This is a genomic window from Pseudomonas sp. URIL14HWK12:I5, from assembly GCF_900176445.1.
Lineage (GTDB): Bacteria > Pseudomonadota > Gammaproteobacteria > Pseudomonadales > Pseudomonadaceae > Aquipseudomonas > Aquipseudomonas monteilii.
This window is the reverse complement of the sequence record NZ_FWXQ01000005.1, coordinates 145759-164482: the sequence shown is the minus strand read 5'-3', so window position 1 is coordinate 164482 and position 18724 is coordinate 145759. Positions and strand designations below refer to the sequence as shown.

General features: G+C 62.6%; 16 protein-coding genes, 1 tRNA gene and 1 pseudogene. 4 read left to right on the top strand and 14 right to left on the bottom strand.

Annotated elements, in window-relative coordinates; all coding sequences use genetic code 11:
- Positions 1–76: 76 nt before the first annotated feature.
- The 4 genes from B9A31_RS13375 to bglX form a co-directional block, all read right to left on the bottom strand.
- Entirely contained in the window at positions 77–1396 is a 1320-nt protein-coding gene (locus B9A31_RS13375; RefSeq protein ID WP_016713659.1) for an MFS transporter, read from the bottom strand.
- A gap of 257 nt (positions 1397–1653) precedes the next feature.
- Positions 1654–2988 (bottom strand): sigma-54-dependent transcriptional regulator, encoded by a 1335-nt coding sequence (locus tag B9A31_RS13370; protein ID WP_084297062.1) that lies wholly within the window; start codon positions 2986–2988, stop codon positions 1654–1656.
- On the bottom strand, positions 2982–4739 hold the full coding sequence (locus B9A31_RS13365) for a sensor histidine kinase (RefSeq protein ID WP_019097249.1): 1758 nt from the start codon (positions 4737–4739) through the stop codon (positions 2982–2984). Before B9A31_RS13365 ends, B9A31_RS13370 begins: the two co-directional genes overlap by 7 nt.
- Positions 4740–4826: 87 nt before the next feature.
- Positions 4827–7118 carry a beta-glucosidase BglX gene (gene bglX, locus B9A31_RS13360; RefSeq protein WP_084297061.1) on the bottom strand — a complete coding sequence of 764 codons (2292 nt, stop codon included), beginning with the start codon at positions 7116–7118 and terminating at the stop codon, positions 4827–4829.
- A 187-nt stretch (positions 7119–7305) separates the two neighbouring features.
- Between bglX and B9A31_RS13355 the strand changes: the two genes are divergently transcribed.
- Both B9A31_RS13355 and B9A31_RS13350 read left to right on the top strand, forming a co-directional pair.
- Positions 7306–7923 (top strand): TPM domain-containing protein, encoded by a 618-nt coding sequence (locus B9A31_RS13355; protein ID WP_019097247.1) that lies wholly within the window; start codon positions 7306–7308, stop codon positions 7921–7923.
- A gap of 56 nt (positions 7924–7979) precedes the next feature.
- Positions 7980–9194 carry a class I SAM-dependent methyltransferase gene (locus B9A31_RS13350; protein ID WP_084297060.1) on the top strand — a complete coding sequence of 405 codons (1215 nt, stop codon included), beginning with the start codon at positions 7980–7982 and terminating at the stop codon, positions 9192–9194.
- Positions 9195–9240: 46 nt separating this feature from the next.
- Here B9A31_RS13350 and B9A31_RS13345 read toward each other — a convergent pair whose 3' ends face one another.
- The 4 genes and pseudogenes from B9A31_RS13345 to B9A31_RS13330 form a co-directional block, all read right to left on the bottom strand.
- On the bottom strand, positions 9241–10251 hold the full coding sequence (locus tag B9A31_RS13345; RefSeq protein WP_028614289.1) for a DUF4917 family protein: 1011 nt from the start codon (positions 10249–10251) through the stop codon (positions 9241–9243).
- 79 nt (positions 10252–10330) lie between these two features.
- Positions 10331–10618, bottom strand: a complete 288-nt coding sequence (locus B9A31_RS13340) for a helix-turn-helix domain-containing protein (protein ID WP_084297059.1) — start codon at positions 10616–10618, stop codon at positions 10331–10333.
- A pseudogene (locus B9A31_RS13335) lies at positions 10615–10935 on the bottom strand (type II toxin-antitoxin system RelE/ParE family toxin). The gene B9A31_RS13340 and the pseudogene B9A31_RS13335 overlap by 4 nt, the downstream one beginning before the upstream one ends.
- A 186-nt stretch (positions 10936–11121) precedes the next feature.
- Positions 11122–12828, bottom strand: coding sequence for a SulP family inorganic anion transporter (locus B9A31_RS13330; RefSeq protein ID WP_019097243.1), 1707 nt, complete (start codon positions 12826–12828; stop codon positions 11122–11124).
- Between B9A31_RS13330 and B9A31_RS13325 the strand changes: the two genes are divergently transcribed.
- Positions 12827–13027 (top strand): hypothetical protein, encoded by a 201-nt coding sequence (locus B9A31_RS13325; RefSeq protein WP_080587352.1) that lies wholly within the window; start codon positions 12827–12829, stop codon positions 13025–13027. The two genes, B9A31_RS13330 and B9A31_RS13325, sit on opposite strands and share 2 nt — an antisense overlap.
- On the opposite strand, the gene B9A31_RS13320 is transcribed toward B9A31_RS13325, so the two are convergent.
- The 5 genes from B9A31_RS13320 to B9A31_RS13300 form a co-directional block, all read right to left on the bottom strand.
- Positions 12994–13067, bottom strand: a tRNA-Gly gene (locus tag B9A31_RS13320). The genes B9A31_RS13325 and B9A31_RS13320 overlap by 34 nt on opposite strands.
- A gap of 110 nt (positions 13068–13177) precedes the next feature.
- Positions 13178–14074 (bottom strand): alpha/beta fold hydrolase, encoded by an 897-nt coding sequence (locus B9A31_RS13315; protein WP_027609155.1) that lies wholly within the window; start codon positions 14072–14074, stop codon positions 13178–13180.
- A 344-nt stretch (positions 14075–14418) separates the two neighbouring features.
- Positions 14419–15111, bottom strand: coding sequence for a pseudouridine synthase (locus B9A31_RS13310; protein ID WP_019097241.1), 693 nt, complete (start codon positions 15109–15111; stop codon positions 14419–14421).
- Positions 15112–15120: 9 nt separating this feature from the next.
- Positions 15121–15333, bottom strand: a complete 213-nt coding sequence (locus B9A31_RS13305) for a cysteine-rich CWC family protein (RefSeq protein WP_084297058.1) — start codon at positions 15331–15333, stop codon at positions 15121–15123.
- Complete coding sequence (locus tag B9A31_RS13300; RefSeq protein ID WP_084297057.1) at positions 15326–16807, bottom strand: sensor domain-containing diguanylate cyclase; 1482 nt, start codon at positions 16805–16807, stop codon at positions 15326–15328. Before B9A31_RS13300 ends, B9A31_RS13305 begins: the two co-directional genes overlap by 8 nt.
- Positions 16808–17019: 212 nt before the next feature.
- Between B9A31_RS13300 and B9A31_RS13295 the strand changes: the two genes are divergently transcribed.
- Positions 17020–17469, top strand: a complete 450-nt coding sequence (locus tag B9A31_RS13295) for a hypothetical protein (protein ID WP_016713680.1) — start codon at positions 17020–17022, stop codon at positions 17467–17469.
- Positions 17470–17514: 45 nt separating this feature from the next.
- Here the strand turns inward: B9A31_RS13295 and B9A31_RS13290 are convergent, their stop codons facing one another.
- Positions 17515–18621 carry an enoyl-CoA hydratase/isomerase family protein gene (locus B9A31_RS13290; protein ID WP_019097238.1) on the bottom strand — a complete coding sequence of 369 codons (1107 nt, stop codon included), beginning with the start codon at positions 18619–18621 and terminating at the stop codon, positions 17515–17517.
- Positions 18622–18724 lie beyond the last annotated feature (103 nt).

Genomic DNA, 18724 nt, shown 5'->3' with positions numbered 1-18724 from the left:
CACATCATGCATTCACAATGCATGAAAAAAGGGCGCCCGAAACGGTGCGCCCTTCTTCATTGCGGCAGGTTCAAACTCACTCAGTAGTAATCCGCGAGTGCTGTTTGGTGTCTTTCATGGTTGCGTATACCAGCAGCGAACAGGCGATACAGGCAGTGACGTACCAGTAGAAGCCGCTTTCCATACCTGCGCTCTTGAACCACAGGGCCACGTATTCGGCGGTGCCGCCGAAGATGGACACGGTCAGGGCGTACGGCAGGCCCACGCCCAGAGCGCGGATTTCCGTCGGGAACAGCTCTGCCTTGACCACGGCATTGATCGAGGTGTAGCCGCTGACGATGATCAGCGCGGCCATGATCAGGAAGAACGCGCCCCACCAGGTCTGGATGGTGTGCAAGGTGCTGAGGATAGGGACGGTGAACAGGGTGCCGAGCACACCGAAGGCGATCAGGATCGGGCGACGGCCGATCTTGTCGGACAGCCCACCAATCAACGGCTGCAGGCACATGAACAGGAACAGCGTGGCGGCCGAGATGGTGGTCGAGTCGCTGATGCTCATGCCCACGGTGTTGACCAGGTACTTCTGCATGTAGGTGGTGTAGGTGTAGAAGGCCAAGGTGCCGCCCATGGTCAGGCCGACCACGGTCATCAGCTCTTTGGGGTGGCGCATAAGGGTGCGCATCAGGCTTTCCTTGGCCTTTTCCTTCTTGGTGAAGGAGGCGGTTTCTTCCATGCCGCGACGCAGGTACAGGGCCACCACGGCGCACAGCGCACCGATCACGAACGGCACGCGCCAGCCCCAGGCGTACAGCTGCTCGGTGGTCAGGGTCTGCTGCAGGATGATCAGTACCGCCAGGGCAATGAGCTGTCCAGAGATCAGGGTCACGTACTGGAAGCTGGAGAAGAAACCACGGCGGTCCTTGCTGGCCATTTCGCTGAGGTAGGTGGCCGAGGTGCCGTATTCACCACCCACCGACAGGCCCTGCATCAGGCGCGCGATCACCAGCAGGATCGGTGCGGCGACACCGATGGTTTCGTAGCCCGGGGTCAGGGCGATGACCAGCGAGCCTGCGCACATCAGCAGTACCGAGGCCATCAATGCAGCTTTGCGGCCCTTGCGGTCGGCGTACAGGCCCATCAGCCAGCCACCGATCGGGCGCATCAGGAAGCCCACGGCGAAAATCGCGGCGGTGTTGAGCAGTTGTGCGGTGGAGTCGCCGGCCGGGAAGAAGGCCTTGGCGAAGTACAGCGAGAATGCGGCGTAGACGTACCAGTCGTACCATTCGACCATGTTGCCGATGGACCCGCTGAAGATCGACTTCAGGCGGCTGGCGGTGGTTTTTTCCGCGGCGGGCGCAGTGGCCGCCCCGGCGGGCAGGGAGGTGGCGTTATCCATCAGAGATACCTTCTCGTTGTTTTTGTGTGGAGCGCGCCGTGGCGCAGCTTGCCAAGGCAATAGCAGAAGGTGTGCCAAATGGGGGCAGGGTGATTCATTTGAAGGCGTTGCGAGTTTCTTGAGCCCCGAAATAGACGGCTTTGAACGGCCCTTGTAGGAGCGGCCAGGTGTCGCGACGGGCTGCAAAGTAGCCCCAAAATCTCACAAGAATAAGCGGAAACCCGCCTATCTCCAGTCGTTCATAAGCGGAAATCCGCTCATTCTCGCTCGACAAAATCCTCGCGCACCAACCCGTGCCGCTGCATCTTTTCATTAAGCGTGCGCCGCGGCAGCTGCAAGGTCTCCATCACCGCCTTGATCTCGCCCCCATGCTGTCGCAACGCTGCGCGCAGGCATTGCGCCTCGAACGCCTCCATCTGCTCGCCCAGCGATTGCCCGGCAGGCGCTACCTCGATGTTCGGCGAACCTAGCCCCAACGCGTGCCGCTCCGCCGCATTGGCCAGCTCGCGAACATTACCTGGCCAGTCATGCGACAGCAGTTGTGCCAGCTGTGCCCCCGACAGCGGCGGTGCGCAGCGCCCAAGCTTTTCGCCTGCTGCACGGGCAAAGTGTTCGAACAGCAGCGGAATGTCCTCACGCCGCTCACGCAACGGCGCCAGGCGCAATTCGGCCACGTTCAGGCGGTAGGCCAGGTCTTCGCGAAAACGCCCGGCACGGGCCTCGTCGAGCAGGTCGGGCTTGGTCGCGGCAATGATTCGCAAGTCGATGCTGATGCTCTGGTTAGCCCCCAAACGCTCCAGTTTCTGCTCCTGGATCACCCTTAGCAGCTTGGCCTGTTGCGCCAGTGGCATGCTCTCGATTTCGTCGAGGAACACCGTGCCACCGTTGGCGTACTCCAGTTTGCCGATGCGCTTGCCTTGGGCGCCGGTGAAGGCACCGCTTTCATGGCCGAACAGTTCGGCTTCGAACAGCGCTTCGGGGATGGCCGCGCAGTTGAGGGCAACGAATGGTTTGCCGGCGCGCGGGCCAAAATTGTGCAGGCAGCGGGCGACCCGCTCTTTGCCGCTGCCGGTTTCACCACGAATCAGCACGTTGACTGGCAGGCCGGCCAGGTCCAGCACCTGCCGGCGCAGTTGCTGCAGGCCCTGGGACATCCCCAGCAGTGTGCCTTCCAGGCGTGACTTGAGGTCAGCCTGTTCGTGCAGCCGACGGTTTTCAAGGACCAGCTGGCGCTTTTCCAGTGCCCTGCGCAGGCTACCCAGCAGGTGCTGCGGGGTGAAGGGTTTTTCCAGGAAGTCATAGGCCCCGTTGCGCATGGCTTCTACTGCCATGGGCACATCACCGTGGCCGGTCAGCAGGATCACGGGCAGGTCGGGGTCGTCCGCCTGCAGGCGCTCGAGCAATTGCAGGCCGTCCATGCCTGGCATGCGCACATCGCTGATGATCACCCCCGGGAAGTGCCGTGGCAGGTGTGCCAGGCATTCTTCAGCCCGAGCGAACAGCTGCACAGTGAAGCCGGACAGGCTCAGCCATTGCTCGACGGCAGTACGGATGCTGGCTTCATCGTCGACGACGATCACTGAATTCAACATACAGGCTCCAGGTCACGGGGCAGGGTAAGGCTCAGGCGTGCGCCACCAGGTACGTTTTCGGCCCGCAGTTGGCCACCGGCCTCGTGGACGATGCCGTAGGAAATGGCCAGGCCCAGGCCCAGCCCTTCACCCACCGGTTTGGTGGTGAAGAACGGGTCGAACACCTTGGCCAGGTCGGCCTCGGCAATGCCGCCACCTGAATCCAGCACGCTCAGGCGCCACAGCTCGCCATCTGGCTCGATGCGCACCTCCAGGCGTTTGTAGCGCTTGTCGGCCATGGCGTCGAGGGCATTGCGCAGCAGGTTGATCAGCACTTGCTCCAGACGAATGGCATCGCCGCGTACCCAGGCCGGGCGTGCCAGGTACAAGGCCACCTCGACCTCTTCACTCCGGATGCGGGTTTCCAGCAGGTGCAAGGCCTGGTCGACCACGGTGGCCAGATCGAGGCGCTCGCGCAGGCCGACCGGGCTGTTGCGGGCAAAGGTTTTCAGGTGGCTGGTCAGTGCGGCCATGCGTGTGAGCATTTGCTCCAGCGGTTCGAGGGCCTGGCGCGCTTCGTCGTAACGGCCGTGGTCCAGCAGCAGCCGTAGGGTTTCCAGTTGCATGCGCTGGGTGGTCAGCGGCTGGTTGATTTCGTGGGCCATGGCGGCCGACATCTGCCCGAGGGCGGCCAGTTTGGCCGACTGCACCAGCCCCTCCTGGGCGGTGCGCAACTCACGGGTGCGTTCTTCGACCTGGCGTTTGAGCTCTTGCCGGCTGCGCTGGCGCAGGCGGGCCAGGCGCAGGCGCTGGCTGACGAACAGGGCGGCGAACACCAAGCTCAGCCACACGGCTGCGGCGCCCAAGGCGGCATTGCGGCCATCGGCGGCCACCTGTGGCTTGCGCAACAGGTGCAAGGTCCAGTGGTCACCTTCCAGCGGCAGGCTTTCCCACAGGTACTCGGCACTGCCCTGCGGGCCTTCCACGCGGCTAAGGGTGCTGTACTCGGCAAAACGGGTCAGCACCTGGTGCTGCAGGGGCACCAGCGGCTGTTTGTCGTACTGGCGTGTTTCAGCCAGCTCGGCACGGTCGGCACCACTCAGCGGCTGGAGCTCGCGGTAGCGCCAGCCATCCTGGTTGGCGATGAAGGTGATGCCACGGGCGTCGCTGACCAGCAGGATATCGCTGCCCTGGCGCCACTCGCGTTCCAGCTCGGGGAACTCCAGCTTGACCACCATGGCACCGAGAAAGCGGCCATGCTCGTCATTTACCGCGCTGGCGAGGAAGTAGCCCGGTACGCCACTGGTTACGCCCACGGCGTAGAAGCGGCCACTGCCTTGGCTGCGGGTTTGCTTGAAATAGGGGCGGAAACCGTAGTTGGAGCCGACGTAGCTACTGGGCAGCCGCCAGTTGCTGGCGGCAATGGCCAGGCCGGTGCGGTCGAGCAGCTCAAGGGTGGAGGAATTGGCCGCGCCATTGATGCGTTCCAGCTTGCGGTTCAGGGCGTCCTGCACCTGTTCATTGACCGGGCCGCGCAGGGCGGCGATCAGTTCCGGGTCCAACGCCAGTACAGCGGGCAGGGCGCGGTAGCGGTCGATCAGGGTGTGCAGGCCATTGGCGTACAGCCCCAGTTGCTGACTGGCACGCCGGGCGTCGTCTTCCATGGCCTGGCGCTTGGCCTGGTGCATGGCCCAGCCGGCACTGAGAGCGGTGCCCAGCAGGATGAGCAAGGTGATCAGCCCCAGACGCAGGGCGCGAAAGGAAAAGGGCATTGGGGCGGATCCGGAATATTTGGGGATCGGGGCCGGCCCTTTCGCAGGTCTACCTGCGAAAGGGCCGGTACAGGCGGCCGGTTTCAGTTACAGCAGTTCAAAGCTCTGCTGTTGCACCGCCTGGGAATCCAGCCCTACCTGGACATTGAACTCACCTGGCTCGGCAACCCGCTGCAGCTGGCCATTGTAGAACCTCAGGTCATCCTCGTTGATGCGGAAGGTCAAGGTCCGCGACTCACCCGGCTTGAGCATCAGCTTCTGGAAGTTTTTAAGTTCCTTGACGGGGCGGCTCATCGAAGCCGACACATCTTGCAGGTACAGTTGCACCACGGTCTCGCCGGCCACCTTGCCGGTATTCTTCACCGTCACCTTGGCCTCCAGGTTGTCACCGCGCTTGAGGTCCTTGTGCGACAGCTTCAGGCCGGACAGCTCGAAGCTGCTGTAGCTCAGGCCATAGCCGAACGGGTACAGCGGGCCGTTAGGCTCTTCGAAGTACTGCGAGGTGTAGTTACCCGGCTTACCCGGCGTGAACGGCCGGCCAATGCGCGTGTGGTTGTAGTACATCGGGATCTGCCCGACCGAACGCGGGAAGGTGATGGCCAGCTTGCCGGATGGGTTGTAGTCGCCAAACAGCACGTCGGCGATGGCATTGCCGCCCTCGGTACCGGCGAACCAGGTTTCGAGGATGGCGTCGGCCTGCTCGCGTTCCCAGCCGATCGACAGCGGCCGGCCGTTCATCAATACCAGTACCAGCGGCTTGCCGGTCGCCTTCAGGGCCTTGATCAGCTCACGCTGGCTGGCTGGAATTTCCAGGGTGGTGCGGCTGGACGACTCGTGGGACATGCCACGCGACTCGCCGACAACCGCTACGACCACGTCGGACTGCTTGGCAGCCTTCACGGCTTCGTCGATCAGCACCGCAGGCGGGCGTGGGTCGTCGACGATTTCCGGTGCGTCGAAGTTGAGGAAGTTCAGGTAATCGAATATCGCCTTGTCGCCGGTGACGTTGGAGCCTTTGGCGTAGACCAGCTTGGCTTTGCCTTCTACGGCGCGGCGCAAGCCTTCACGCACTGTCACCGAGTGCACGGGTTTGCCGTCGGCGGCCCAGCTGCCCATCATGTCGATCGGTGCATCGGCCAGCGGGCCGACCAGGGCGATGGTGCCGGCTTTTTTCAGCGGCAGGGTCTGGTTGTGGTTTTCCAGCAGTACCAGGCTGCGGCGGGCCACATCGCGCGCGGCTTCGCGGTGCAGGCGGTCGTTGCCGTAGTAGTCTTTCAGGTCGGTTTCGGCCTTGCCGATGCGCACGTAAGGGTCCTTGAACAGGCCCATGTCGTACTTGGCTCCGAGTACTTCGCGCACCGCCTGGTCCAGCTCGCCCTGGGTCACTTCTCCGGACTTCAGCAGGCCTGGCAGCTCTTCGCCGTACAGGGTGTCGTTCATGCTCATGTCGATGCCGGCCTTGATCGCCAGCTTGGCGGCTTCGCGACCGTCCCGGGCGACACCGTGGCGGATCAGTTCCTGGATGGCGCCATGGTCGCTGATGGTCACACCCTTGAAGCCCCACTCCTTGCGCAGCAGGTCGTGCATCAGCCAGGTGTTGGAGGTGGCCGGCACGCCGTTTATCGAGTTCAGTGCCACCATCACTCCGCCGGCACCGGCGTCGAGGGCGGCGCGGTAGGGCGGCAGGTAGTCGTTGTACATCTTCGGCAGGCTCATATCGACCGTGTTGTAGTCGCGCCCGCCTTCCACGGCGCCGTACAGGGCGAAGTGCTTGACGATGGCCATGATGCTGTCGGGGTTGGCCGGGCTGCTGCCCTGGAACGAGCGCACCATCACCTGGCCAATCTTCGAGGTCAGGTAGGTGTCTTCACCAAAGCCTTCACTGGTGCGGCCCCAACGTGGGTCGCGGGCAATATCGACCATGGGGGCGAAGGTCATGTCCAGGGCGTCGGCCGAGGCTTCGATGGCGGCGGTGCGGCCAACCTTGGCCACGGCGTCCATGTCCCAGGTGGCGGCCATGCCCAGGCCGATCGGGAAGATGGTGCGCTCGCCGTGGACGGTGTCGTAGGCGAAGAACATCGGGATCTTCAGGCGGCTGCGCATGGCCGCGTCCTGCATCGGGCGGTTTTCGGGCGCGGTGCGTGAGTTGAAGGTGCCGCCGATGCGGCCGGCGGCGATTTCCTCACGAATCTTGTCGCGAGGCATTTCCGGGCCGATGCTGATCAGGCGCAACTGGCCGATTTTCTCGGCTTCGGTCATCTGGCTGATCAGATGGTCGATGAACGCCTGCTTGTCCTGCAGGGGCGGGGCGGTGGGGGCGGCGAGGGCCGCCTGACTGGCAAGGCCCATGGCCAGGCCCAGCAAAGACAATTTCATCATCAATTCCGTTGTGGGGCCTCTGCCGTATCCAGCGGTGATACGTGCGCGGCCGAAGTTTTCAGGCGGCTATTGTTGTACGATTGACACGCTCATTTTCCAGCGGCGGATTATGCCTGAATATGTCGCCTGGGGACGAAGCCCCGAATGCCGGGACAACAACTATAAGAACGCTAAAGAGACCGACGGCATGACCCCCTTCGACGAATACCATCAACGGCAGATTGCCGAAGCCATTGCCCGTGCTGAAAAGCGAACCGATGCCGAACTGGTGACGGTACTGGCCCGCCGTGCTGACGATTACGCGTATTGGCCGCTGTTGTGGGCCGCCGTGCTGGCGCTGGCTGTGCCGGGGCTGTTGCATTGGCTGCTGGGTTGGCCCAGCGTGCGTGGCTTGCTGGTGGCCAACGTGTTGCTGTTCGTCGGTTTGTGCCTGCTGCTGCGCAACCCGCTTCTGGCCGGCTGGCTGATTCCTCGGACTTTGCGTCGCTGGCGCGCCTCGCGGCTGGCTCGGCAGCAGTTCCGCGAGCAGAACTTGCAGCGCACGGCAGGCGCTACGGGCGTGCTGATCTTCGTCAGCGAGGCGGAACGGCATGTGGAGATCCTGGTCGACCGCGGTATCGAGCATTATCTGGATACCAACGCGCGGGCGGCCATTGTCGCCCGCTTTGCCGAGCAGGTGCGTCAGGGGCGGACCTTGCAGGGGTTTGTCGAGTGCATCGATGCCTGCGGCGAGCTGCTTAGCGAGCATGTGCCGCCTACCCGTGCGCGCAACGAGTTGCCCAACCGGTTGGTGATCCTGGACTGACTTGGAACCTGCAGGGTGTAGAATGCGTTTCCCGCTATTCGAGGCACCGTTTCTCCATGTCCGCCAGTTCTTTCGCCCTCTCTGCGTCAGATGCACGCGCCCGGTTTCTCGGCCTTCTGAATGCAGCCTTGCACGGCAACACCTTGGTCAAACTGGTGCTGGCGCGCCATGTCGGTGCCGACCAGACCTTGCAACGGATCATCGCCAAGCCGCTGCAGGTCAAGGGCCAGCCATGCCTGTCGCTGGTCTACCGCCACCAGACCCGCGACATCACCCGCAACCTGTCGCTGGAACAGGCGCAGGCGCTGGTAGCCGAGCTGCTGCCGGACAGCTTCCGCAATGCCCACCTGTTCGACGCAGATGGCGAAGTGCAACTGACCTTCAGCAAGAAGGGCAAGCCGATGTTGCAACGTCACGGCGCGCAGGCTCCACGCGAGGCCGCGGCGAGCAGTGGCCATGACCGCGAGAAGAAGCGCTACCTGGATTTGTCCAGGCCGTTCCTGCGTGACCTTGGCGTGACCGACGCACAAGGTGCATTGATCCCGTCCATGTCGCGCAAGTGGAAGCAGATCAACAAGTTCATCGAGGTCTTCGACCACGCCCTGGCCAGTGCGCCGGTACCTGCGAAACAGGCACTTCGGGTGGCCGACTTCGGCTCGGGCAAGGGCTACCTGACCTTTGCCATGCATGACTACCTGAGCAACAGCCTGGGCCGTGAGGCGCAGGTGACCGGTGTAGAGCTGCGCCAGGACATGGTCGACTTGTGCAACGCCGCCGCTTCGCGCCTGGAGCACCCGGGCCTGGAATTCCAGTGCGGGGATGTACGTAGCGTGGTTCCCGAGGCCATCGAAGTGATGATCGCCCTGCATGCGTGCGATATCGCCACCGACTACGCCATTCACACCGGTATCCGCTGCAACGCCGCGATCATCATGTGCTCGCCGTGCTGCCACAAGCAGATCCGCCCGCAACTGCACAGCCCGGGGTTGCTGCAACCCATGCTGCAATACGGCTTGCACCTGGGCCAGCAGGCCGAAATGCTCACCGACAGCCTGCGCGCGTTGTACCTGGAAGCCTGCGGTTACGAAACCAAGGTGTTCGAGTTCATCTCGCTGGAGCACACCAACAAGAACAAGATGATTCTTGCGGTGAAGCGGCGGCAGCCGGTGGCTAACGGCGAGTTGCTGGAGAAGATTGGCCAGCTCAAGGCGTTTTATGGGGTGCAGGAGCATTGCCTGGAAACATTGCTGCGGGCGGATGGCTTGCTTTGAAAACAGCCACTGGCAAGCCTGCTGGCGTGCTCGTGCAGCGGGCGTGCTAGCGTCTAGCCGCTGGTCGATCGATCGCCAAATCTGGTAGCCCCAGCGGATGCGTACTGGCGTCATAGAAATGCACCTGCGTCCCCGACAAATCTCCAAACCGATCAACAAAATGCTGCTTCTGGTTGATCACCGACGCATCGCTCACTGGCCGGATAGCAATCGAGAGCTGCTTCGGTCGGGCCTGGCGGATGGCTTCGAGCAGGTGCTGGTCACTGCTGTCCAGGTGCTGACCGAACAGGCATACCCCTTGGCTTTCCTGGGCCAGCTGCCCCAGGCACCAGCTGAGGTAATCCGAATGGCGGATGGCGCGCAGTTTTTCCTCGCTGCGGTCTTCATTGACGAACAGTGGCACTTCACCTGGGATGTTCACGGCAAAGCCATCAAGCAGTTCGGCGCTGTCGGCGCTGCGTTGGCGGGTGGTGCCGTCGGGTAGCTTCAGCAGGTGCAGGCCGCCGTGCAGGTGCATCACCCGCGTGCCTTCGCTGCGGGTGCGACGCACGTCGAAGAAGCCTTGTTCGTCGAACAGGTCGGCGAAGCCGTGTGGGGCGCTCTGTACAGCCCACGGTAGCAGCAGGTCGTAGTTGCTGGTGTAGACGCTGCGGTAGCCACGCAGCGCCTGGTTGAGGGTCGCGAGGGTGGCTGGCGGCATCAGCGGCCACGGCAGGTGCACCGTGCGCACGGCGTGAATCAACGCTTCCTTGATCGAGTAATAGCGGTTCAGCGGTGCGGTGGAGTTGATGGCCAGCGCCGCGTTGGCGCGCACGGTGGTGTTGAGGGCGCTGAGCACCGGCTCGAACAGTTCCGTGCCCAACGACTTGAACAGGGCCTGGTCACTGACCGCCAGGCCTTTCTTGCGGCCTGCGCGTTGTGCTTCCTCGAACAGCGAGAAATAGCCGAAAGGCTTCCACACTGCGCGGCTGGCGCCGTTGCCCAGCAGCAGGGCATCGCAGGGGTGGCGGGCGGCGAGTTCTGGCCAAGGGGTGAGGGTGGCGTCAAGTGCAGGCATGCTGGAGTCCGTTGGGTGGAGCGGGGAGCGGGGGGACTTTAGCATGTCGTGCAGGGTGTGCGACGCCTACAGGCCCTTGTCAGTGCGCAAGGGCCTTTAATACATGATCAGGATCATTACGTATTGCGCGTAGTAATGCCTTGGCAGGCCCGGTAGGTTCTCGTCGCCCTTGTTCCCAATTCCTCAATGTTGCTACCTGAACATCGATGATCTCGGCAAAGCGTGCTTGCGTGAGCCCCGTTGCCTTGCGGATGTTACGCACCAGGAGTGCATCGATCTCGAATTCTCGAGAAGGCGCCTGCTTCCCTTGGACGATGTCGTCCATTTGTTGCACGCCTTCCAGCAGTTCGTCAAAAAAGCGGTTCATGCGTGCCTCCAGTGTTCAATGATCGACCTCAGCGCCTTGCGTTGCTCGGGGGACAGGCCGGGTTGCTCGTTCTTGCGCTAGATGTAGAGCAGGGCTATCTGTGACTTGGAGATGAAGTGGTAGTAGATAACCCTGGCACCACCGCGTTTTCCGTGCCCGTTTGCGGCCACACGTAATTTGCGCAGGCCGCCTGTTCCCTCGATCAGGTCACCTGCCTCAGGTGAAATCATGAGCCGGACTTGGAGCAAGCGATAGGCATCGTCATCAAGGAGTTCCTTGACTCGCTTGGTGAACACGGCTGTTTCGGTAAAAAGCATAACAGGTTGTACGCCATTGGCGTAGCTGCTGGTTGTCCAGCGCCACGGAGAAGGATTGCCCGGCCGTATTCAGGATCGGGTCAGCGAGGCTAGCGAATCCGCTCCTCACTGGGCGATCATCCTTTTTCGAGGGGCGGGTAGTCCTTTTCTCTGTAGGGGGCCGAATGGGTTGCGATAGCGTTCTGTTCAGCCCTCTCCGGTAATGAGCGTGCTACGGTTGCGGTTACGCCACACCCGATACGCCCGAATCCCCGCCCGCACCGAGCCGAACAGCAGTTTGTCTTCCATTTCCCGTGCCATCCCCGAGCGCACCAGCATGCGCAGGAAGGTGCCCCGGGCGCGGGCGATCGCAAAGAAGATGCCTTGCGCGGCCAGGGTATCGCGCACTTCACGCAGGGCGGCGATACCGCTGACGTCGATGCTGGTGACGGCTTCGGCATCGAACAGCACGGCCTTGGGTTGGTCCTGGCTCTGCACCGCTTCGAGCAGGCGCATCTTGAAGTAGTCGGCGTTGAAGAACAGGATCGCGTCGTCGAAGCGGTACACCACCAGGCCTGGCACGGTACGCGCTTCCTTGAATTTGCGGATGTCGACCTGGCCTTCGGTGCCCGGCAGCCAGCCGAGCACGGCGTCGGTGGGTTGGTAGATGCTGTAGAGCAGGCGCAGGATCGCCAGGGTCACAGCAAACACGATGCCGGGCAGCACGCCCAGGCCCAGCACACCGGCCGTGGTCAGCAGGCAGAGCCAGAACTCGAAGCGGCTCAGGCGGCGGATGAGCCCCAGCGACTTGATGTCGATCAGCCCCCAGCCGGCCATCAGCAGCACGGCGCCTAATGCTGCCTGCGGGATCCACGCCATCGGCGCGGTGAAGAACAACAGGATCAGGGCAATGACCAGCGCGGCGACGATGCCCACCAGCTGGCTCTTGCCACCCACCATGTCATTGACGGCGGTGCGCGAGTCGGCGCCGCTGATGGCAAAGCCCTGGGACACCCCGGCCGCCAGGTTGCTCACGCCCAGGGCGACGAATTCGTGGTTGGCGTTGATCGCGTAGCCGTGGCGGGCGGCAAAGCTGCGTGCGGTGAGCATGGCGCTGCAGAAGCTGACGGTGGCGATACCCAGGGCGTCGCGCAGCAGGCTCTTCATTTCCGCCAGGTTGCTGTGCGGCCAGGCCAGCTGCGGGATGCCGGCCGGCACCGGGCCGAGGATGGCGACGCCGAAGCGGTCGAGGCCAAACAGGCCGACCAGCAACATGAACAGTGCCACCACGGTCAGTGCGGCGGGCAGGCGTGGGAAACGCCGTGGTAGCCAGATCAGCAGGCCCAGAGCGGCCAGGCCGATGAACAACGTGATCCAGTGGATCTCACCCAGGCGCTGGAAAAAGTTGATCAGGCTGAGGATAAAACCGTCGCCTTCGATCTTGAACCCCACCACCTTGGACAGCTGCCCGGCGATCAGGCTCAGGCCGATGCCGTTGAGGTAGCCGATGAGGATCGGCCGCGAGAAGAAGCTGGCGATGAACCCGGCCCGTGCCAGGCCGGCAGCGATCAGCATTACCCCCACCAGCACGGTGACGATCACCGACAGTTCGGCAATGCGCTGCGGGTCGCCCATGGCCAGCGGCGCCACGGCACCGGCGATCATCGCGCAGGTAGCGGCGTCAGGGCCAACCATCAGCTGGCGTGAGCTGCCGATCAAGGCATAGACCATCATTGGCAGCACGCAGGCGTACAGGCCGTACTGTGGCGGCAAACCGACAATTTGTGCGTAAGCGATGGCGATGGGTATCTGAATCGCCGCGACCGAGAGGCCTGCCTGCAAATCGGCATGGAACCATTCGCGGCGGTAGTGCAGCAGGTTGGCAAGGCCCGGTAGCCAGCGGGAGAGAAACATGCGTCGTCCTTTCGAAATGCTTCACGTAACCATCTACGCATTGAAGCGGATCGGCAGGCAATTGGCCATGGGCCAGATCAAACCGGGAGGGCAGAAACGAAAAAAGGAGCCGAGGCCCCTTCTGACAGCGATGACGTTGCTGGAACGCCATGCGGTGATGCAATGTGGAGCGGGTAGAGGGAATCGAACCCTCAACTAAAGCTTGGGAAGCTTTCGTTTTACCACTAAACTATACCCGCGTCTGCGCAGCACTTTTTACCAGAACCCTCCACGAATTAGAAGCCCAAGTTATAAAAAAGCTTGTCGGCACCCTATAGCCTGCGGGATCAGCCACAGGGCGCCGATGCGCTCAAATGGCCAATGCATGCTGCCCCTGCTGCCCTTGTTGAACAGGCCGGTAGCGGTGACGCGTTTCACGCACGGCCGGCTTGAGGAAACCGAGCAGGACGCTGCGGGTGTCTTCACAGGCCGTTTTGTTCTCCATGTCCAGGAAGTGGCCAGCGTCACGAATCACGCTGAAATGGCTCTTGCCCACATGCTTGCCGAACTGCCGGGCATCTTCGACCGTGGTGTACTCGTCGCGGTCGCCGTTGACGAACAGCACAGGGATGTCGATATTGCGCGCACCCTCCAGCGCCCGGTCCAGGTCGCGATGCAGCACCTCGTTGATGTGGAAGTGCATCTGCGCGTACTCGTGGCTGTCCAGGCTGCTGACGTGGCGGTAGTTGAAGCGCTTGAACAGTGATGGCAGATGCTTGCCGATGGTGTCGTTGACCAGGTTGCCGACCTGGTAGCGATCGCAGGCGGCCAGGTACTGGCAGCCACGGTCCAGGTAGTCGCGCATCGGTTCGTTGATCACCGGCGAGAAGGAACTCACGACGGCCTTCTTCACGCACCGCGGCTGGTGCGCCAGCGCCAGCAGCGTACTTGCGCCACCCCATGAGAACGACATCACATGGTCGGCCTGGAAGTGCTCGATCAGCTCAAGGAGAATATGCGCCTCGGTCTCCTTGCTGATAAACCGTTCCTGGCGGTTGTGTGGCTTGGACTTGCCGGCATACGGCTGGTCGAACAGCACTACGTTGAACTGCGGGTGCAGGTTACGTACCGTTTGGGCGAACGAGGCCGTGGTGGCCAGCGAACCATTGATCATGATGATCGTATTCTCGGCCGCTTCCGCGCGATAGAACTCCGTGTAAACCCGATACTGACCTTGGATATCAAGTACAGCGATTTCTGGCCTCATGTCATCGACTCCTGGCGCAAAAAGGGTATTCGCGTCACCTAGGGTGCACGTTCTTTATGACAGGTAGGCATTTGCCTGAAGAGTAACCGGGGGCCCTGTGTCGATCCTTGGCACATGCGTCGACGGTATTGTTTTTGGCGGGCAATTTGCCGTGCCCCAAGGCATCAAGGCCCTGGGTGGCCGGCAAAAGGCGTCTTCGACTGCGGGTGTGACTTGTTAGTCACATGCAGACTGACGATTTGGATTCAAGCAGTGGGTCGGGGATCCTGCAAGTGCCGTTCGGGAGAATTTGTGACTTTTGTCGCTCAGCGGTCGTATGACCACCTTGGGCCAGAACGGGCAGCCTAGACAGTGGCGATTTCTTCCGCCGTCAGTTCACGAAACGCCCCCGGAGCCAAGTCAGGATCCAGGCGGATCGCGCCCATGCTTTCCCGGTGCAACCCCACCACCTTGTTGTCGAAGAACCCGAACATGCGCTTGACCTGGTGATAGCGCCCTTCGACGATCGCCAGCCGTGCCTGGCGCGGGCCGAGGATGTCCAGCTGGGCGGGCAGAGTAGTGAGGTCCTCAAAGGCGAAGTAGAAACCCTCACGGAACTTGGCCTCATAGTGCTCGCCAATCTCGTCCTCGGTGTCCACCAGGTAGTGCTTGGGCAGCTTGGTGGCAGGTTGGGTCAGGCGCCGTGACCATTGGCCATCGTTGGTCAGGATCATCAACCCGGTGGTGTTGAAATCCAGGCGCCCGGCTATGTGCAGGTCGCCTCGCAATGCTTCGGGCAGCAGGTCGAGCACGGTAGGGTGCTGCGGGTCCTGGGTGGCGCTGACGCAGCCCGTGGGTTTGTGCAGCATCAGGTAGCGCGCCGGTCGGCCAGCCTGCAGCACCTGGTCGTCCAGTTCCACGCGGCTGAATTCGCGTACCTCGGTCAGCGGGTCGCTGACCACCTGTCCATCTACCCGCACACGACGCTGTACCAGCATCAGGCGGGTTTGTTGGCGGTTGAGGCTGGGCAGGTTGGCGAGGAAGCGGTCGAGGCGCATTGCAACAGGTCAGTGAGAAGTGGTTGATCGAAGTTGTTCTTCAACGGCCGCGCAGCGTGGGCACAGGCAGGCTTTGTCGCGTAAATCGGCGGGCAGGGCCTGGAGCACGGCCGGGTCGATACTCACGCTGTAGCACCAGCAGGCCTGGGTGGCGCGGCGGGGGACGGCCAGGCTGCACTGGTTGAGGGCACCGCAAGCGGGGCAGTGTTGGCTGTCATTCATCTTGGGTTTCACTGCAGACGCGGTTACGGCCGGCCTGCTTGGCACGATAGAGCGCTCGGTCGGCGCGGGTCAGCAGGGCGTGCAGGGTATCTCCCGGTTGCAGACTGCTCAGGCCGATGCTGGTGGTCAGGCGCAAGGGGTGTTCGTCGTAGCTGAACGTGAGCTGTTCGGTGCGGCGGCGGATCTTTTCCGCTACCTCGATGGCCTGCCGACCCTCGGCTTCACGCAGCAGCACGATGAACTCCTCGCCGCCCCAGCGGCAGAGTATATCCGATTGGCGCAGGCTGCCCTGTAGCACATTGGCGAACTGGCGCAGCACTTCGTCGCCTGCCAGGTGACCGTGGGTGTCATTCAGCGCCTTGAAGTGGTCCAGGTCGATCAGCAGCGCCACCAGCGGCCCACTGTCGCGCTGGGCTTCGTGCAACGCCTGGGCGGCGAGCAAGTCGAAGCTGCGCCGGTTGGGCAGGCCGGTAAGGCTGTCGAGCGTGGCCAGCGCCTCGGTGCTGGCCTGATGACGGCGCACCATGGCATGCACCAGCGCCAGCACCACCAAGGTGATCATCGCGCAGATGGCCAGGTTCAGGTACAGGGAATGGCGAATGCGGTCGAGGGCGCCGGTTTCGCGCTTGTCCACCAACAGGTACCAGTCCAGCTCGGGCAGGTGACGCACGTTGAGGAAGTGGCTGTGGTTGTCGCTGTCGTGGTACTCGTGGCTGCCTTCGCCGGGTACTGGCTGTTCGGCCAGCACATCGTTCAGTTCGGCGTTGTCGCTCAGTGGTTGGCCGACCCGCAAACCGTGCGGACCACCTTCGGACCCGGTCAGCAACACTTTGCCTTCGGCATCGACAAACACGACCGACCGCTGGTAGCGGCGCTGGTACTGGTCGATCAGCTTGACCACCGAGGACACACTCAGCCCCACCCCGGCAGCGCCAATGAAGCGGTGCTGGTAGTCGTGCACCTGGTAGTTGATGAACACGGTCAGGCTGTCCTGGTTGGCCATATCGAGGTCGACGTTGATCTCATAGGGGGCCTTGAGGTCGCGCAGGCGGAAATACCAGGCATCGCGCCATGTGCCGGCTTGCACCTGCTTGAGCACGCCCTTGGCTTGATAGTAGGTGAGGGTGCGGTTGGAGACGAAGAACGAGGTGAAGGTGCCCTGCTTACCCATGACCTCGCCCAGGTAGCGTGTCATGCGCTGGGTGTCCTTTTCGCCCGACAGTACCCAGTCACGCAAAAAAGTATCCTGGGCCATCATCGAGGCGATCAGCACCGGGCGAATCAGGTCTTTCTGGATTTCCGAGTAGACCGTGTCGGAGGTCAGCGGCAATTCGGTATTGATAATGCCGTCGCGGATGGCGCTGCGCGAGGAGAAGTAGCTGAGCAGCGAGGTAGCAAGGAAGCCGCAGGCCAGCAGCACCAGCAGGGTAACGATCAGCGAGCGCTGCGAGAACAGAGCGGAACGTGAGGGCATGATCTTCCCATGATGTGTGCCGAGCCGCCCATTCTAGTGAGATGACCGATAAATGACTGCAAGTTTTTAGGGGCTATCGCACCTGTATCAAATTGTTGCAGAAATGGCACTGCACCTTGGCGTCGCTGTCTTATTCAGTGTCGATGAATGCATCACGCATCGATGCTCGCCAGCGCCGCTGTTCGGGCACTCCAGCGGTCCAGGAGGCCGCCATGTCCTATCGAATCCTGTTGATCGCCCTGCTGGGGCTGATGACTTCCGCCTGCGCCCCGTACTACGAGAGCGGGGGCTATTACCGTTCGGACTACTATTCCACCGACCGTTACGTCTCGCCGGGCTATTACCGCTATGACCGTTATTACGTCACGCCGCAACCGCGCTATTACTACCAGCCTGCACCACGCTATTACTACCGGCCAGCCCCCGCGCCGCAATACCGGCCGTATCCGCAGCCGGGGATGAACCGTTGGCATGGCAACCCCCGCTACGACTATGGCAATCGCCAACGGCAAGACTACAGGCAAGACCGGGATCGCCATGACTATCGTGATGGCAGCCAGCGCTACCAGCGTGGCGATTCGCATTCCAACAGGCAGGGGAATGGTGGCGGGCGTTGGGATGGCCAGCGTGGCCAGGGGCAAGGAGGCAACTGGCGGCGGTAAGGTGAAGTGAAGCGGGGGGCGCTTTGCGCCCCATCACCGGCAAGCCTAACCCAGATCTGCCAATGGGTGCCGACCCTCCCACACCTTGGCAAAATGCGCCTCGACCACCGCCGCCGGAACCTGCGCCACATCGGGCCAGTGCCAGCGCGGCTGGTCGTCCTTGTCCAGCAGGCGGGCGCGTACGCCTTCGCTGAACTCGGGGTGACGGCAACAGTTCAGGCTCATGCTGTATTCCATCTGGAACACCTGTGCCAGCGACAGATACCGTGCCCTGCGGATTTGCTCCCAGACCAGGTGCGCCGTCAGTGGGCAACCCTGATGCAGCCGTTGGCCGGCATCGGCCAGCAGCGGGTCGTCATGATGCTTGAGCCCTTCCAGCGCACGCCAGGCCGCCGCCGCATCGGCCACGTCGAGCAACGCATCGATAACCTGCCGCCTTGGCAACCACTGGGCTTCGGGCAACTCGGCACAGGCGCGGTGCTGTTCGGCCTTGAGCAGGCTGTTCAGCTGCAGGGCGGTCTGCTCTTGCCAGTTCAACTGCAGCAGTTCTTCGATCAATGCCTCTTGCTGGTGCTCGCCCAGAAAGCGGTCGGCCAGGCTCAGGTCAAGGGCATCGCGGGCGTTGATCGGTGCCCCCGTCAGCCCCAGGAACAACCCCAGCTTGCCCGGCAGCCGTGCCAGAAACCAGCTCGCGCCCACATCCGGGTACAGGCCAATGCTGATTTCCGGCATGGCCAGCCGGCTGCTGGGTGTGACGATACGCACGTTGGCACCCTGCAACAGCCCCATGCCGCCTCCTAGCACATGCCCATGCCCCCAGCACAGCAGCGGCTTGGGGTAGGTGTGCAGGGCAAAGTCCAGGCGGTATTCGGCGGCGAAGAAGGTGGCAGCCAGGGGCGGCACGCTGCCGGGGTGGTCGCGGCAGGCTTGTACCAGTGCACGTACATCGCCACCGGCGCAGAAGGCTTTTGCGCCGGTGCCGCGCAGCAGCACGCAGACAATGCCCGGGTCGTGGGCCCAGGCATGCAGTTGTTCGCCCAATACTTCGATCATGGGCAGGTTCAGGGCATTGAGTGCCTTGGGTGCATCCAGGGTGGCAATGCCGATGCGGGCGCCATCGGCGCCGATGAGAACCTCGCAATGAATGGCCATGGACTACCTCGCTCAAGTCATCGCACAAGTATGGCCTGCCTGGCCGAACATGCCGGTTGTCGGTCGGATCGTTTGACAAGCGGGAAGGGCTTACCTAGTGTCG

Bases quoted from the DNA above. Each gene is read 5' to 3' on its own strand.
- B9A31_RS13375 (WP_016713659.1), bottom strand. From the start codon at position 1,396: ATGGATAACGCCACCTCCCTGCCCGCCGGGGCGGCCACTGCGCCCGCC.
- B9A31_RS13370 (WP_084297062.1), bottom strand. From the start codon at position 2,988: ATGTTGAATTCAGTGATCGTCGTCGACGATGAAGCCAGCATCCGTACT.
- B9A31_RS13365 (WP_019097249.1), bottom strand. From the start codon at position 4,739: ATGCCCTTTTCCTTTCGCGCCCTGCGTCTGGGGCTGATCACCTTGCTC.
- bglX (WP_084297061.1), bottom strand. From the start codon at position 7,118: ATGATGAAATTGTCTTTGCTGGGCCTGGCCATGGGCCTTGCCAGTCAG.
- B9A31_RS13355 (WP_019097247.1), top strand. From the start codon at position 7,306: ATGACCCCCTTCGACGAATACCATCAACGGCAGATTGCCGAAGCCATT.
- B9A31_RS13350 (WP_084297060.1), top strand. From the start codon at position 7,980: ATGTCCGCCAGTTCTTTCGCCCTCTCTGCGTCAGATGCACGCGCCCGG.
- B9A31_RS13345 (WP_028614289.1), bottom strand. From the start codon at position 10,251: ATGCCTGCACTTGACGCCACCCTCACCCCTTGGCCAGAACTCGCCGCC.
- B9A31_RS13340 (WP_084297059.1), bottom strand. From the start codon at position 10,618: ATGAACCGCTTTTTTGACGAACTGCTGGAAGGCGTGCAACAAATGGAC.
- B9A31_RS13325 (WP_080587352.1), top strand. From the start codon at position 12,827: ATGCGTCGTCCTTTCGAAATGCTTCACGTAACCATCTACGCATTGAAG.
- B9A31_RS13330 (WP_019097243.1), bottom strand. From the start codon at position 12,828: ATGTTTCTCTCCCGCTGGCTACCGGGCCTTGCCAACCTGCTGCACTAC.
- B9A31_RS13315 (WP_027609155.1), bottom strand. From the start codon at position 14,074: ATGAGGCCAGAAATCGCTGTACTTGATATCCAAGGTCAGTATCGGGTT.
- B9A31_RS13310 (WP_019097241.1), bottom strand. From the start codon at position 15,111: ATGCGCCTCGACCGCTTCCTCGCCAACCTGCCCAGCCTCAACCGCCAA.
- B9A31_RS13305 (WP_084297058.1), bottom strand. From the start codon at position 15,333: ATGAATGACAGCCAACACTGCCCCGCTTGCGGTGCCCTCAACCAGTGC.
- B9A31_RS13300 (WP_084297057.1), bottom strand. From the start codon at position 16,807: ATGCCCTCACGTTCCGCTCTGTTCTCGCAGCGCTCGCTGATCGTTACC.
- B9A31_RS13295 (WP_016713680.1), top strand. From the start codon at position 17,020: ATGTCCTATCGAATCCTGTTGATCGCCCTGCTGGGGCTGATGACTTCC.
- B9A31_RS13290 (WP_019097238.1), bottom strand. From the start codon at position 18,621: ATGGCCATTCATTGCGAGGTTCTCATCGGCGCCGATGGCGCCCGCATC.